The sequence below is a fragment of the Kosakonia sp. H02 genome, from assembly GCA_030704225.1.
GTDB lineage: Bacteria > Pseudomonadota > Gammaproteobacteria > Enterobacterales > Enterobacteriaceae > Kosakonia.
Window position 1 is genome coordinate 3,036,214 of sequence record CP131915.1, and the last position, 13,673, is coordinate 3,049,886.

Sequence of the window (13,673 nt, forward strand, 5' to 3'; positions counted from 1 at the left end):
TGAAACGGCAGTTAGTCAGGCTTGAAATCCAGAGTTTTATCATTATTTAAGATGAGATGTCGCCAATGAATAAGCCAGAAACATCCGCAGTGACTTTCACAAAAAACGATGTAGAAATTATTGCACGTGAAACGCTCTACAACGGTTTTTTTTCGCTCGATCTCTATCGATTCCGCCATCGCCTGTTTAACGGTGAAATGAGCGGTGAAGTGCGCCGTGAAATTTTTGAACGCGGGCACGCCGCAGTCTTGCTACCCTATGACCCAGTGCGCGACGAAGTTGTGCTGATTGAACAGATCCGCATTGCGGCTTTCGATACCAGTGAAACGCCGTGGTTGCTGGAGATGGTGGCTGGCATGATTGAAGAGGGCGAATCCGACGAGGACGTGGTGCGTCGGGAAGCCATAGAAGAAGCCGGTTTGACCGTCGGGCGCGTGAAAAGAGTGTTGAGCTATCTGGCAAGCCCTGGCGGCACCAGCGAGCGCTCTGCCGTATTGGTTGGCGAAGTGGATGCCACTCAGGCCTCAGGTATTCATGGTCTGGTGGATGAAAACGAAGATATTCGTGTTCATGTGGTGAGCCGGGAACAGGCTTATCAGTGGGTAGAAGAGGGGAAAATCGACAACGCAGCGTCTGTCATCGCCTTGCAATGGCTGCAACTGCATTATGAGAGCTTAAGAAACGAGTGGAAAAAATGAAGCGTTACACACCTGACTTCCCTGAAATGATGCGCCTGTGCGAAACCAATTTCGCCCAGTTGCGCCGCCTGTTACCGCGTAATGATGCGGCGGGCGAAGCGGTGAGTTATCAGGTGACCAATGCGCAATACCGATTAACGATTGTTGAATCCACCCGCTACACTACGCTTGTGGAAATCGAACAGACCGCGCCTGCCGTCAGTTACTGGAGCTTGCCGTCTATGACGGTGCGCCTGTATCACGATGCGATGGTAGCCGAAGTGTGTTCGAGCCAGCAGATCTTTCGTTTTAAAGCGCGTTATGATTACCCCAATAAAAAGTTGCATCAACGCGACGAAAAGCATCAAATTAATCAGTTTCTGGCCGACTGGCTACGTTACTGTTTAGCACATGGAGCAATGGCGATTCCGGTTTGTTAGCGTCGTGAAACCTAAGGACACCATTTGGAAAGCCTGTTAAACCTGCCTCTGGTTGGTGAGTCCAGAGTCAGGGTATTACAAATAACTGATTCTCACCTGTTTGCCGAAAAGCATGAAACGCTGTTAGGGGTAAATACCTGGGAAAGCTATCAGGCGGTACTGGAGGCGATCCGGTCCCAGCAGCGCGTATGCGATCTGATCGTTGCTACCGGCGATTTGGCGCAGGATCACACCGCTGCGGCTTATCAGCTTTTTGCTGAAGGCATCGCAAGCTTCGACGCGCCTTGCGTCTGGCTGCCGGGTAATCACGATTTCCAGCCTGCTATGTACAGCGCACTCCAGGATGCGGGTATCTCTCCCGCGAAGCGCGTTTTTGTGGGCGAGCACTGGCAAATTCTGCTGCTGGACAGCCAGGTATTTGGCGTCCCGCACGGCGAGTTGAGCGAGTATCAACTCGACTGGCTGGAGAAAAAACTCGCCGACAGCCCGCAACGGCACACCTTATTGCTGCTCCATCATCATCCGTTGCCGTCGGGTTGCAGCTGGCTTGATCAGCACAGCCTGCGCAACGCCGCTGAATTAGATAATGTGCTGCAACGTTTTCCGCAGGTGCGCAACCTGCTGTGCGGTCATATTCATCAGGAGTTGGATCTCGACTGGAACGGCCGCCGCCTGCTGGCCACGCCGTCGACCTGTGTGCAGTTTAAACCGCACTGCGCCAACTTCACGCTTGACACTATCGCGCCGGGATGGCGCTGGCTGGATTTGTACCCTGACGGAACGCTGCATACTGAAGTTTGCCGTCTGCAAAGTACAAAATTTAGCCCGGATACCGCGTCAGAAGGCTACTGATGTCCACACTTCTTTATCTGCATGGTTTTAACAGTTCTCCGCTTTCCGGCAAAGCGACGCAGCTTTCGCAGTGGATGGCGCAAAACCACCCGGAGATCAATGTGCTGATACCGCAGTTACCGCCTTATCCGGCTCAGGCCGCAGAACTGCTGGAATCGCTGGTGCTGGAGCAGGGTGGAAAACAGCTTGGCTTAGTCGGTTCGTCGTTGGGCGGTTATCTGGCGACCTGGCTTTCGCAATGTTTTATGTTGCCCGCAGTGGTGGTGAATCCCGCGGTGCGGCCGTTTGAATTGCTGGCAGATTATCTTGGCAATAACGAGAATCCCTACACAGGGCAGCAATATGTGCTAGAGTCTCGCCATATTTACGAGCTCAAAGTGATGCAAGTTGACCCGCTTGAAGCACCGGATTTAATCTGGCTGCTGCAACAAACCGGGGACGAAGTGCTGGATTACCGCCAGGCGGTGGCATATTACGATGCCTGCCGTCAGACAGTTGAAGAGGGTGGGAATCATGCCTTTATCGGCTTTGAGAATCATTTCACACAGATTATCGATTTCCTTGGGCTGCATTGAGCCAACCGGGAAACGATGCGGTCACTATCTACGAACACACCATGACGCAATCCTATAACGCTGATGCCATAGAGGTACTCACCGGGCTTGAGCCGGTTCGCCGCCGTCCGGGGATGTACACCGATACCACGCGCCCTAACCATTTAGGCCAGGAAGTTATTGATAACAGCGTCGATGAGGCGCTGGCGGGTCACGCAAAACGCGTAGACGTCATTTTGCACGCGGACCAGTCGCTGGAAGTTATCGACGACGGGCGCGGCATGCCGGTGGATATCCACCCGGAAGAGGGCGTACCGGCTGTTGAGCTGATCCTCTGCCGTCTGCATGCGGGCGGTAAATTCTCCAACAAAAACTACCAGTTCTCCGGCGGCCTGCACGGCGTGGGGATTTCGGTGGTTAACGCCTTGTCCCGCCGCGTGGAAGTGACCGTCAAACGTGACGGCCAGGTTTACAGCATCGCGTTTGAAAACGGCGAAAAAGTGCAGGATTTGCACGTGATCGGCACCTGCGGTAAACGCAATACCGGCACCAGCGTCCATTTCTGGCCGGATGTCTCCTTCTTCGACAGCCCGCGTTTCTCGGTTTCCCGCCTGACCCACCTGCTGAAAGCCAAAGCGGTGCTGTGTCCGGGTGTTGAAATCACTTTTAAAGATGAAGTGAATAACGCCGAGCAGCGCTGGTGTTACGAGGATGGCCTGAACGATTACCTGAGCGAAGCGGTGAACGGCCTGCCGACGCTGCCGGAAAAACCGTTTATCGGTAATTTCTCCGCTGAAACCGAAGCGGTGGACTGGGCGTTGCTGTGGCTACCGGAAGGCGGCGAGCTGCTGACGGAAAGCTACGTTAACCTTATTCCGACCATGCAGGGCGGTACGCACGTTAACGGCTTGCGTCAGGGTTTGCTTGATGCGATGCGTGAATTCTGCGAATACCGCAACATTTTGCCGCGCGGCGTGAAGCTCTCAGCGGAAGATATCTGGGATCGCTGCGCGTATGTGCTGTCGGTGAAAATGCAGGATCCGCAATTCGCCGGGCAGACCAAAGAGCGTTTGTCGTCCCGTCAGTGCGCCGCGTTTGTTTCTGGCGTGGTGAAAGATGCGTTCAGCCTGTGGCTGAATCAGAATATTCAAACCGCCGAGCTGCTGGCGGAAATGGCGATTTCCAGCGCTCAGCGCCGTATGCGCGCCGCCAAAAAAGTGGTGCGTAAAAAGCTGACCAGCGGCCCGGCGCTGCCTGGTAAGCTGGCGGATTGTACCGCTCAGGATTTATCCCGCACCGAACTGTTCCTCGTGGAAGGTGACTCGGCAGGCGGTTCGGCCAAACAGGCGCGCGACCGCGAATATCAGGCGATCATGCCGCTTAAGGGCAAGATCCTGAATACGTGGGAAGTCTCTTCCGATGAAGTGCTGGCCTCGCAGGAAGTGCACGATATTTCGGTGGCGATCGGTATCGATCCGGACAGTGATGATCTGAGCCAGCTGCGTTACGGCAAGATCTGTATTCTTGCGGATGCGGATTCCGATGGGCTGCACATCGCCACGCTTCTGTGTGCGCTGTTTGTGAAGCACTTCCGTGCGCTGGTGAAAAACGGTCACGTTCATGTGGCGCTGCCGCCGCTGTACCGTATCGATCTCGGCAAAGAGGTCTATTACGCGCTGACGGAAGAAGAGAAAACCGGTGTGCTCGAGCAGTTGAAACGCAAGAAGGGCAAACCGAACGTGCAGCGCTTTAAAGGGCTGGGCGAGATGAACCCGATGCAACTGCGTGAAACGACGCTCGATCCGAACACCCGCCGCCTGGTGCAGCTGATCATTAATGATGAAGATGAGCAGCAAACCGACGCCACAATGGATATGCTGCTGGCCAAGAAACGTTCAGAAGACAGGCGCAACTGGCTGCAAGAAAAAGGCGATAAAGCGGAAATCGAAGCGTAATTTATGTTTGATTACCCGGCTCAACTCCTGAGCCGGGTAGCTGTGTAGATGTCATCATTTTCGCGTTTGCCAACGCCGATGACAGTCACGGTAATAATGTCATCTTCAACTTTGTATACCAGTCGGTATCCCGCGCCGCGTAACTTAATTTTGTACTGATCTTTGCGCCCATGGAGTTGTGAGGCGGGGACGCGTGGATTTTCGAGGCGTTCTTGAAGCTTCTTTTTGAATTGCTCCCGGATTGTGCTCCCCAGCTTCTTCCATTCCTTTAATGCCGATTCATTGAATGCCAGTTTATAGGTCATCAAGTTTGACCTCGATGACAGGTTCATCCGCACGCTCATCAGCCATCCGCCCCAACTCTTCGTCTTCCAGTAGCTCCATAAGCTGAGCATATAAAGCCGGTGGAACACAGTAAAAAGCAGGCTCGTTGCGATTCAGGATGGCGACAGGCGCGCCTTCACCTGCATTAAAGGTCCCCATCGGATCACGTTTCAGTTCGGTAATACTTGCAGCGGTCGTGGTTAATATCTGGAATGGCATAATGTATCTCCTTTCAAATAACGCTCATTATGGTGCATTGAAAGGTGCTTTTAAAAGTGCTTTATGGAGATCATTGTTCAGACTGATGATTCTTCCGATATTGCAGCGGCGTTTCCCCAATGCCGCGTTTAAACGCGCTGATAAAATACGTCACGTCAGAAAATCCCACCTCGCTTGCGATATCGCGAACGCTGCGCGGGCTGTGTAGCAGGTAGTCACAAGCTTTGCGCAAGCGCAGGGTGTTGAGATACTGATGTATGGGTTCGCCGGTCTCAAAATGAAAACGGCGCGAGACATAACTGCGGGATTTGCCTAACTCCTGCGCCAGCCGCTCAAGGCTAAATTTCTGGCGATAATTTTCCTCCAACCAGAACATCACCGGCGTGGCAATGCCGCTGCGCTCTTCCGGTAATTTCTCGTTATCTTCTGGCAACATACCCAACAGATTCAGCAACAGGCAGGCGACCTGCTCAACGTTCAGGCGGCGGCTTTCAGCAAGCTTTGCATAACAGCTAAACAGGTGATCGAGATGCGGGTGAATATCGGCTGCGTCCATCACCACTGCCGCGCCGCCGCGTAACGAAAGGTGCTGCAAACGGTGGTGATTGTGCGGGAAATCGCGCAGATGTTTAAGCACGGCGTGGTGATCGACATGAATAATGGTGCGCCGGTAACAATCCTGCGCCTGCTCATCGACCATCACCCGATGAAGCGTGAAGGGCGGAAAGAAAAAGAGCCGTCCGGGGCGCATGGTGTACTGGCAATTATCGACAATCACCACGCCAAATCCCTCTTCGACATAGAGCACTTCCAGGCACTGATGCCAGTGGTGATAGCGCACGGTATTGGCGAAAAGCCGGCTAAACGACACGACCGCATCGTTTAAGGTAATAAGCTCCAGTCGCTCGGTCTGTAGGGTAGAGGTCATAGTGCAACCATTTTCAATTTTTCCTTCGCTGAAGGCATTTATAAACCACGGTTTTAAATTTCCTCAATTATTGGTTCAGGCAACTTCCAGCGGTGTGACAAAGGTAACATTTCCCGTTCTTGTTCATTAACTATCCTTCTGCCACACCATTCAGGAGGAAACGCTATGCTGGCTGCGCACGAGAAAACATCAAATCCATTGTCATCCCGTAACGATGTGGTCGACGCATTGACGACGATGCTCGGCGCGCTCGACAAGCAGTTTCCTGACGGAGCCTCGCAATTTTCCCTGGGGGCGACCAGCGCGCATTACAGCGATGACATTGCCGAAATGGAAGGCTTATCCCGCGCCTTATGGGGGCTGTTTCCGCTGATGGCAGGCGGCGACCCCGAAGTGTTCAGCCCTAAATACCTGGCGGCCATCAAACGCGGCACCGATCTGCAAGACAGCGGTTATTGGGGAGATACCGGCCCCTACGATCAGCGGCTGGTGGAGATGGCGGCCTATGGCCTCGGGTTGGCGTTACTGGGCGATAAATTGACGGCGAGCTTCACCGAACGTGAAACGCAGAACCTGCATCAGTGGCTCAATCAAATTACCGATGCGCAGATGCCCGACAGCAACTGGAACTTTTTCGCCATCATGGTGCAGTTAGGTTTTAAACGCGCCGGATTACCCTGGGATGCCACCGCGATTGAACGCCGCTTTATGATGATGGATGCCTACTATCTGGGCGACGGCTGGTATTCAGACGGCCCTGCGCGGCCAAAAGATTACTACATCTCGATGGCGTTTCATTTTTACGGCCTGATCTACGCCACGCTGAACGGTGAGGATACCGAACGCGCGGCGATTATTCGTGAACGGGCAAGCCTGTTTGCGCAGGACTTTATCTATATGTCGGCGGCGGAGGGCGAATCCGTGCCGTTTGGCCGCAGCCTGACGTACCGCTTCGCGATGGTTGCTTTCTGGAGCGCCGTGGCCTTTGCTGGCCTGCCGGTGTTCTCATCGGGCGTCGTGAAAGGCATTGTCCTGCGCCATCTGCGTTGGTGGTTGCAACAGCCGATTTTCGATCGCGACGGCATCCTGACGCTCGGCTTTGCCTATCCGAACCTGGCGATGTGCGAAGACTACAACTCGCCTGGCTCGCCGTACTGGGCGCTAAAAGTCTTTTTGATCCTCGCATTGCCGGAAACCGATGCGTTCTGGCAGGCAAAAGAGTTGCCATTGCCCGCGCTGGCCGCGCAGCGGGTCATTCCGCCCGCCGGGCAAATTATCGTGCACAGCGATGAATCACGGCATGTCTGGATGCTCACGTCCGGTCAGCTTGAGCTGAATAACTACGTTAATACCGAGGCGAAATACACCAAATTTGCTTACTCCAGCCGGTTTGGTTTCACCATTGAGCGCGGGCGTTACGGGATTAAACATGCTGCCTGTGATTCGATGCTGCTACTCAGCGAGGGCGATAACTACTTTCGTGGCCGCCGGGAGTGTGAGGACGTGGTGGTCAGCGAGCAGGCGATTTTCTCTCGCTGGTCGCCGTGGCATGACGTGCATATCGCCACCTGGCTTATTCCTTGCGGTGAGTGGCATCTGCGTGTGCATTGCATTGATTCCGCCCGTCATTTGCAGAGCGTCGAAGGCGGTTTCGCCGTGCTGAAAGCGCCGCATCGTGTGGCATCAGGCGGTAGCGTGGTAGTGGCGGAAAACGGCGTCAGCGCCATTTTCAACCTGCTTTCTGACGCGCCGCGTGAAGCAGACAGCGTGGTCACTCCACCCAACAGCAGCATCATGTTTTCCCCGTGCGCCTCCATTCCGCTGCTGCGTGGGGAGATTGCCCCCGGCAGGCAGTGGCTGGCGTGTGCGGTGCAGGCCGCCGTCAGCGAACGCGCATTTAATCCGTTATTACCTGAATTGCAAATAGAAGACCACGCGCTGGTGATTTCTCAACCGGGGCAGAAAAACAACATCCTTATTGCCTTTTGATCCCCGGCTCTGGCCGGGCAATACACTCTGAACCCTACATGCTTTCGTCGAGGATAGTATGGAAAAGACAGCCATCAATAATAAAACTGAGTATTACAAAATAAGCACCTTTATCTTCCTCTACTTTTTCACCTGGTCTGCGAGTATTGGTTTGCTGGCTATTTGGCTGGGGCAAAAAGCCAACCTCAGTGGGGCCGTTATTGGTACGGTATTTGCGGTGAACGGGATATTCTCGGTGATCCTCAAACCTGTCTATGGCTATATTCTGGACAAAATCGGCATGAGCAAATATTTGCTCTACTTTGTCGTCATCATGTCCGCATTAATGGCACCGTTCTTTATTTATGTTTATCAACCCTTATTAATTTCCAATACCCTGGCCGGCATCATTGTTGGGGCTATCTATTTAAGTTTCGCCTGGTATGCAGGCGTGGCGGCGTGCGAATCCTACAGCGATCGTTACAGCCGTTTAAACGGCATGGAATTCGGCCAAATCCGCATGTGGGGATCGCTGGGGTGGGCGGTTGCCTCGTCATTTTCGGGCCTGCTGTTTAATCTCTCCCCGGCGTACAACTTTATTATGGGTTCCGTGGCGTCGCTCATCATGCTGGTGGTGCTGATGAGCCTGAAAGTAAACGTTAACTCCGCCCATGCCGGTGAAGTCTTAACGAAGGAGAAAATCGTCCCGGCGGATGTTTACGCGCTGCTACGTAACCGTAAATTCTGGGCTTTCTGCCTGTATGTCGCCGGTGTAGCGTGGATGATGTTTATCGCCGAACAGCAATTCTCGCGCTACTTCGTCACCTTCTTTGATGATGTTCACCAGGGCAACGCCGTGTTTGGTTATCTCGGCACGGTACAATCCGGCATGGAATTTGTCATGTATATGGTGATCCCGCTGTTTGTGAATTTTATCGGTGCGAAGCGCGGGTTATTAATTGTCGGGCTGGTGGTTGGCGCGCGGTTAATTATTTCCGGCCTGTGCGACTCGCATCTGCTTATTTCGGTGTTAAAACCCCTTTACGGTCTGGAGATTTGTCTGCTGCTGGTGTCGGTATTTAAATATATTGCCGAGCATTTCGATAAACGCGTTAACGCCACCATGTATTTATTAGGCTATCAGGCGATGCTGTATGTCGGTAATGTGGTGGTTTCTTCTCCGGCCGGGATTTTGTATGACCGCATCGGTTTCGAAAATACCTACATTATTATGGGCACCATTGCGCTGACCTTTACTTTTATCTCTCTGTTTACCTTATCGGCCTGTCAGAGCAAATGGCGGCAAACCAGGGCGCTGGATATTGCGACGCGTTAGTGACACTTTATTTTCTGTAAAAGAAGGAACCGACATATGTTAAGTAAAATCGTTGAGGAAACGTTACGTGAATGCCCCGGTGCGCCGATTGATGCACAGGCGTTTAACGATGAGCTGGATTCTGCGCGTAACCATACCCTCGAACTGATTCGCCGTCATTTAACGGAGTTCGGTGAACAATTTCCGGCGGAAACTTGCGTAAAAGGGTTTTACCCGCTCACCGGGAATGTCGAATGGACGACCAGTTTCTGGACCGGGCAGCTATGGCTGGCGTGGGAAATGAGCGGAGATGAACAATTTCGCGCGCTGGCCGAGCGCCATGTACGGTCGTTTGGCCTGCGTATTGCCGGGCGTGAAGACACCAATACACACGATCTCGGCTTTTTATACACGCTCTCCTGCGTAGCAGCCTGGCGTCTGACCGGCAATCGCGAAGCGCGCGGTTTCGCGCTGTTGGCGGCAGAAGCGTTACTGGAACGCTTTCATGAAAAAGCGCGGATCATCCAGGCGTGGGGCGATCTGCACGATCCCGGACAGGCCGGGCGTATGATTATCGACTGCAATATGAACCTGCCGCTGCTCTACTGGGCAACAGAACAAACGGGCGATCGGCGCTTTGCCGACGCCGCCGAAGCGCATGTCCGCCAGGCGGCGAAATACCTGATTCGTGAAGATGCCTCGACGTTTCACACCTACTATATGGATGTGCAAACCGGTGCGCCGCGCTACGGCAATACGCAGCAGGGTTACGCCGATGACTCTTGCTGGTCGCGCGGCCAGGCGTGGGGAATTTACGGTTTCCTGTTGAGCTATATCTACACCGGCGACAAAGAGATGGTGGCGCTGTCCAAACGGCTGGCGAACTACTTTCTCAACCGCCTGCCGGAAGATGCGGTGTGTCACTGGGATCTGGCGCTGGTAGGAACCGATGCGCTGCGGGATTCATCCTCTGCGGCGATTGCGGTGTGTGGTTTGCTGGAGCTGGTGAAACACCTGCCGGTGACTGACCCGGACAGGGCGCACTATCAGCAGTGGGCAATGCGCATTATGTCATCGCTGGGTAAGCACTATCTGGCGGGCAAACAGGACGCGACAAACGGGCTGCTCAAACATTCGGTTTATCACCTGTCGAGTAATAAAGGTGTGGATGAGTGCAGTAGCTGGGGGGATTATTTTTACGTCGAGGCGCTGGCGCGCTTTTCGCAAAGTTGGAAGTTGTACTGGTAAAGCGTTTTTCCCTCTCCTTTAGAGGAGAGGGATATTTACTCAGAGACCCGCTTCCAGGATGCGGATATGTGTCTCCAGTACGTCGCCTTTTACTGCTTCGCTCCACGCTTTCATGTGCGGAGTTTGCAGGTGCGCTTCAAGATGCGCCACGCTTTCCCAGCGCTCCACCATGGTGATGGAATCGGGTGCGGTGGTCTGGAAGCTCACGCCCGCGGCGTTGTCTACCAGTGGCTCATAGCCGTGGCAGCCTTCCTCTTGCAGCACAACGGGGACAATTTTCGCGAATTCATCAAGCACGGCCTGGCGATGGTGCTGCCCCGGACGCGTGCGGATTTCTGCTACTACTGTAATCATGATTTACTCCTCCTAAGTCCTGCTACAGTTAAGCAAAAATTTCCGCCAGATGCTTGCGATATTCCGCAATATAACGCGGCACGTCCGGCATTTTGATGACGTCATTAACGATAAATGTCGGCAATGCTTCCATGCCCAGGAACTGGTTAGCCTTATGGAATGGCAGGTAAACCCCGTCAACGCCGACGCCGTGGAAGAACTGATCTTTATCGGTGAAGGCGTCCATCGGCGCGTTCCAGGTCAGCGACAGCATATAGGTTTTGCCCTGAATCAGGCCGCCAGAACCGTATTTTTTCGCGGCGTCAGAACGGGTGCGACCGTCGCTGGCATACAGGGAACCGTGACCTTCGGTAAACACATCATCCATATACTTTTTCACCGTCCACGGCGCGCCCATCCACCAGCCCGGCATCTGCCAGATAATGGTGTCAGCCCACAGGAAGTTTTCAACTTCCGCTTTGATGTCGTAATCACCGTCGGTACGCACGGTTTTAACATCATGTCCGGCGTCGCGCAGGAAACTTTCCGCGACCTCGGTCAGGGTGTCATTCAGTTGGCCATTGGAGTGGGCGAATTTTTTCGCACCGTTGATAATCAGAATGTTGCTCATAATTTGTCCTCAGATAAAAGCGTTTGGCAGCGATTCTATCCATATCAGCGGTGCGATGAAATTGGCAAAACGTGCAAAGACTTTTGCGATAAAAGCAATAATCCTCGTTACCAGCTCAGGCGAGCGATAAATCCGCCCTGCGGATGATTGGCAAAAGTCGCTGTCATCTGGTGCAGCGCGGCGATGCGTTGCACAATCGACAGCCCCAGCCCGCTGCCGGTTTCCGTTTGCCCCGGCGGGCGATAGAAACGCTCGCCAATGCGCGTCAACGCCTCGCTGCTTACGCCCGGGCCGTTATCCCGCACGCTAAAGGAATGTGCTTCCAGCGTGACATCCACAACGCTGCCCGGCGGGCTATAGCGAATGGCGTTATCCAGCAGATTACGTACTAACAGGCTGAGTAACAGCGGTTGCCCCTGGCGGCTGACAGACTGCGCATGAAGGTGCAGACGAACGTCGATACCCGCTTGCTGAGCACAATGGTAGATATCCATCACGGCGGATTGCAGCAGGGAATCGAGGGAAAAGGTTTCGATGCCGTCAACGTTGTCCAGCGAATCGAGCCTGGAGAGCGTCAGCAGTTGATCCACCAGCCGGGTGGCGCGATCGATGCCGACATGCAACTGCGCCAGCGCTTTTTCACGCGCAGCGGGATCGTCATCGGAAAGTTGCGCCACTTCCGTTTGCACTTTCAGCGCCGCCAGCGGGCTGCGCAGTTCATGAGCGGCATCGGACGTAAAGCGCCGTTCACGCAACATCATGGTGTGCGTACGCGTAAAAAGCTGATTCAGCGCATCCACCAACGGGCGCACTTCGCTGGGCACGCCTTGCGTATTCAGCGGCCCGGCGTCATCGGGCGCACGTGAACGCAATGCCAGCGCCAGCTTTTTCAACGGACGTAGCTCAAAAGTGAGCAGTACGATCAACAAGATAAGCATTAATGGCAGGGCGACCAGCCACGGCGTGAGCTGCGAGGTGATAATCTCCAGCGCCATTTCCTGGCGATACTCCCACTCCTGGCCCACGACAATACGGTATTTCCCGCCCGGTGCTGTGAGCCATAGAAAGCGCCATTTATCATCATCGCCCTGCAAATGGCCGTCTTCAAAGCCGTCCCGACGATACGTATACGGAATATCCCGCCCGTTCTCGCCATCGTGCAGTAACAATTTGCCGTCGACAGAATAGATAGCGAACGCCAGCGCATCGTCATCCAGATGCCCGTGCTTAATCTTCTTTTTGCCCATTTGCGGCGCGGCGCTTTGTAACTGATTGAGTTCCATCACGCTGAGCCGTTTGGCGAACAGCATTTGTTGGGTATCAAATAGCTTGTCGAGTTTATCGCGCGTCTCTTGCCAGGCAACGAGGCTGGCGCACAGCCAGGCTGCTGTTGCGAGCAACAGAAACAGCAGCGTAAGCCGCAGCCGCAGGCTCAGCGGGAAGGTAAGTTTCATGGTTCTCCCAGGGTGTAACCGATGCCGTGGACGGTGCGGATAAACTCGCTGCCAAGTTTGCGCCGCAAATGATGCACATGCACTTCCACTGCGTTGCTGGAGACATCCCCGTCCCAGTTATAGAGTTTCTCTTCGATAAGTTTACGCGGCAGCACGCGCCCGACATTGCGCAGCAGTAGCTCCAGCAGGGCGAACTCTTTCGGCTTCAGGGTTAGCGTTTCATTATTGAAGGTGGCAACAAGGCTTACGGGGTCAAGCGTCACCCGGCCGTGGCGTAACAGACTTTGCGCCTGGCCGTGCGTGCGGCGAATCAGTACTTCCAGCCGGGCAGCCACTTCAATCAGGGCAAACGGTTTACACAGGTAATCATCCGCTCCGAGGCGCAACCCTTCAACGCGTTGATCAATGGCGTCGCGCGCGGTGAGGATCAACACCGGCTCGGTGCGCTTCTCTTCGCGCCAGCCGCGCAGAATGTCCAGCCCATCAATGCCCGGCAGCGTTAAGTCGAGGATCACAGCGTCATAAGGTGCGGCAAACAGCGCTGCCTTGCCGAGTTTGCCGTCGGTAAACCAGTCAACGCAGAACCCCTTTTTACTCAGCCCGGCTTTAATACCGTCGCCGATTAAGGGGTCATCTTCTACCAGCAGAATACGCATATCGCCTCCTTTCACCGTAGTTTGCTGGCAGTTAACCCGCTCGCATAAGGCCTTGTACAGCGAAAAATTATCTTTTTTCCCCTTAAGAAGTTGTTAAGAAATGCCAGGCTTAATAGAAA

The 13,673-nt window shown here is 54.0% G+C and carries 15 protein-coding genes; 8 read left to right on the plus strand and 7 right to left on the minus strand.

All coding sequences use genetic code 11. The features are described from left to right. The first annotated feature begins 65 nt into the window (after positions 1–65). The 5 genes from nudF to parE are packed head-to-tail and all read left to right on the plus strand — an operon-like array spanning position 66 to position 4,478. Entirely contained in the window at positions 66–698 is a 633-nt protein-coding gene (gene nudF, locus Q5705_14290) for an ADP-ribose diphosphatase (GenBank protein ID WLI75755.1), read from the plus strand. Further along, a complete protein-coding gene (locus Q5705_14295; protein WLI75756.1) occupies positions 695–1,117 on the plus strand; it encodes a DUF1249 family protein in 423 nt (140 codons plus the stop codon). Before nudF ends, Q5705_14295 begins: the two co-directional genes overlap by 4 nt. Positions 1,118–1,141: 24 nt before the next feature. After that, positions 1,142–1,969: a 3',5'-cyclic-AMP phosphodiesterase gene (gene cpdA, locus Q5705_14300; GenBank protein ID WLI75757.1), complete on the plus strand. Its 828-nt coding sequence runs from the start codon at positions 1,142–1,144 to the stop codon at positions 1,967–1,969. Further along, the gene (gene yqiA / locus Q5705_14305; GenBank protein WLI75758.1) at positions 1,969–2,544 is read left to right on the plus strand and encodes an esterase YqiA; all 576 of its coding nucleotides are present in this window, start codon (positions 1,969–1,971) and stop codon (positions 2,542–2,544) included. The genes cpdA and yqiA overlap by 1 nt, the downstream gene beginning before the upstream one ends. Before the next feature lie 41 nt (positions 2,545–2,585). Beyond that, positions 2,586–4,478 (plus strand): DNA topoisomerase IV subunit B, encoded by a 1,893-nt coding sequence (gene parE / locus Q5705_14310; protein WLI79033.1) that lies wholly within the window; start codon positions 2,586–2,588, stop codon positions 4,476–4,478. Positions 4,479–4,498: 20 nt separating this feature from the next. Here the strand turns inward: parE and Q5705_14315 are convergent, their stop codons facing one another. The 3 genes from Q5705_14315 to Q5705_14325 form a co-directional block, all read right to left on the minus strand. After that, complete coding sequence (locus Q5705_14315; GenBank protein ID WLI75759.1) at positions 4,499–4,783, minus strand: type II toxin-antitoxin system RelE/ParE family toxin; 285 nt, start codon at positions 4,781–4,783, stop codon at positions 4,499–4,501. After that, positions 4,773–5,021 (minus strand): type II toxin-antitoxin system Phd/YefM family antitoxin, encoded by a 249-nt coding sequence (locus Q5705_14320; GenBank protein ID WLI75760.1) that lies wholly within the window; start codon positions 5,019–5,021, stop codon positions 4,773–4,775. The genes Q5705_14315 and Q5705_14320 overlap by 11 nt, the downstream gene beginning before the upstream one ends. A 70-nt stretch (positions 5,022–5,091) precedes the next feature. Next, positions 5,092–5,991, minus strand: coding sequence for an AraC family transcriptional regulator (locus Q5705_14325; protein ID WLI79034.1), 900 nt, complete (start codon positions 5,989–5,991; stop codon positions 5,092–5,094). 123 nt (positions 5,992–6,114) lie between these two features. Here Q5705_14325 and Q5705_14330 point away from each other — a divergent pair, with 123 nt between their 5' ends. Genes Q5705_14330 through Q5705_14340 form a run of 3 tightly spaced genes read left to right on the plus strand, consistent with a single transcriptional unit; the run spans position 6,115 to position 10,480 of the window. Further along, positions 6,115–7,938, plus strand: coding sequence for a DUF2264 domain-containing protein (locus Q5705_14330; GenBank protein ID WLI75761.1), 1,824 nt, complete (start codon positions 6,115–6,117; stop codon positions 7,936–7,938). 58 nt (positions 7,939–7,996) lie between these two features. After that, complete coding sequence (locus Q5705_14335) at positions 7,997–9,253, plus strand: oligosaccharide MFS transporter (GenBank protein WLI75762.1); 1,257 nt, start codon at positions 7,997–7,999, stop codon at positions 9,251–9,253. Positions 9,254–9,289: 36 nt separating this feature from the next. After that, positions 9,290–10,480 carry a glycoside hydrolase family 88 protein gene (locus Q5705_14340; GenBank protein WLI75763.1) on the plus strand — a complete coding sequence of 397 codons (1,191 nt, stop codon included), beginning with the start codon at positions 9,290–9,292 and terminating at the stop codon, positions 10,478–10,480. 39 nt (positions 10,481–10,519) lie between these two features. Here Q5705_14340 and Q5705_14345 read toward each other — a convergent pair whose 3' ends face one another. From Q5705_14345 to qseB, 4 genes are all read right to left on the minus strand, one after another. Beyond that, on the minus strand, positions 10,520–10,834 hold the full coding sequence (locus Q5705_14345) for a putative quinol monooxygenase (GenBank protein ID WLI75764.1): 315 nt from the start codon (positions 10,832–10,834) through the stop codon (positions 10,520–10,522). A 28-nt stretch (positions 10,835–10,862) separates the two neighbouring features. Next, the gene (locus tag Q5705_14350) at positions 10,863–11,444 is read right to left on the minus strand and encodes an NAD(P)H-dependent oxidoreductase (GenBank protein ID WLI75765.1); all 582 of its coding nucleotides are present in this window, start codon (positions 11,442–11,444) and stop codon (positions 10,863–10,865) included. A gap of 107 nt (positions 11,445–11,551) precedes the next feature. Continuing rightward, positions 11,552–12,898, minus strand: a complete 1,347-nt coding sequence (gene qseC, locus Q5705_14355; GenBank protein WLI75766.1) for a quorum sensing histidine kinase QseC — start codon at positions 12,896–12,898, stop codon at positions 11,552–11,554. Further along, positions 12,895–13,554 (minus strand): quorum sensing response regulator transcription factor QseB, encoded by a 660-nt coding sequence (gene qseB / locus Q5705_14360; protein WLI75767.1) that lies wholly within the window; start codon positions 13,552–13,554, stop codon positions 12,895–12,897. Before qseB ends, qseC begins: the two co-directional genes overlap by 4 nt. Positions 13,555–13,673: the final 119 nt, after the last annotated feature.

Bases quoted from the DNA above. Each gene is read 5' to 3' on its own strand.
- nudF (WLI75755.1), top strand. From the start codon at position 66: ATGAATAAGCCAGAAACATCCGCAGTGACTTTCACAAAAAACGATGTA.
- Q5705_14295 (WLI75756.1), top strand. From the start codon at position 695: ATGAAGCGTTACACACCTGACTTCCCTGAAATGATGCGCCTGTGCGAA.
- yqiA (WLI75758.1), top strand. From the start codon at position 1,969: ATGTCCACACTTCTTTATCTGCATGGTTTTAACAGTTCTCCGCTTTCC.
- parE (WLI79033.1), top strand. From the start codon at position 2,586: ATGACGCAATCCTATAACGCTGATGCCATAGAGGTACTCACCGGGCTT.
- Q5705_14315 (WLI75759.1), bottom strand. From the start codon at position 4,783: ATGACCTATAAACTGGCATTCAATGAATCGGCATTAAAGGAATGGAAG.
- Q5705_14320 (WLI75760.1), bottom strand. From the start codon at position 5,021: ATGCCATTCCAGATATTAACCACGACCGCTGCAAGTATTACCGAACTG.
- Q5705_14330 (WLI75761.1), top strand. From the start codon at position 6,115: ATGCTGGCTGCGCACGAGAAAACATCAAATCCATTGTCATCCCGTAAC.
- Q5705_14335 (WLI75762.1), top strand. From the start codon at position 7,997: ATGGAAAAGACAGCCATCAATAATAAAACTGAGTATTACAAAATAAGC.
- Q5705_14340 (WLI75763.1), top strand. From the start codon at position 9,290: ATGTTAAGTAAAATCGTTGAGGAAACGTTACGTGAATGCCCCGGTGCG.
- Q5705_14345 (WLI75764.1), bottom strand. From the start codon at position 10,834: ATGATTACAGTAGTAGCAGAAATCCGCACGCGTCCGGGGCAGCACCAT.
- Q5705_14350 (WLI75765.1), bottom strand. From the start codon at position 11,444: ATGAGCAACATTCTGATTATCAACGGTGCGAAAAAATTCGCCCACTCC.
- qseC (WLI75766.1), bottom strand. From the start codon at position 12,898: ATGAAACTTACCTTCCCGCTGAGCCTGCGGCTGCGGCTTACGCTGCTG.
- qseB (WLI75767.1), bottom strand. From the start codon at position 13,554: ATGCGTATTCTGCTGGTAGAAGATGACCCCTTAATCGGCGACGGTATT.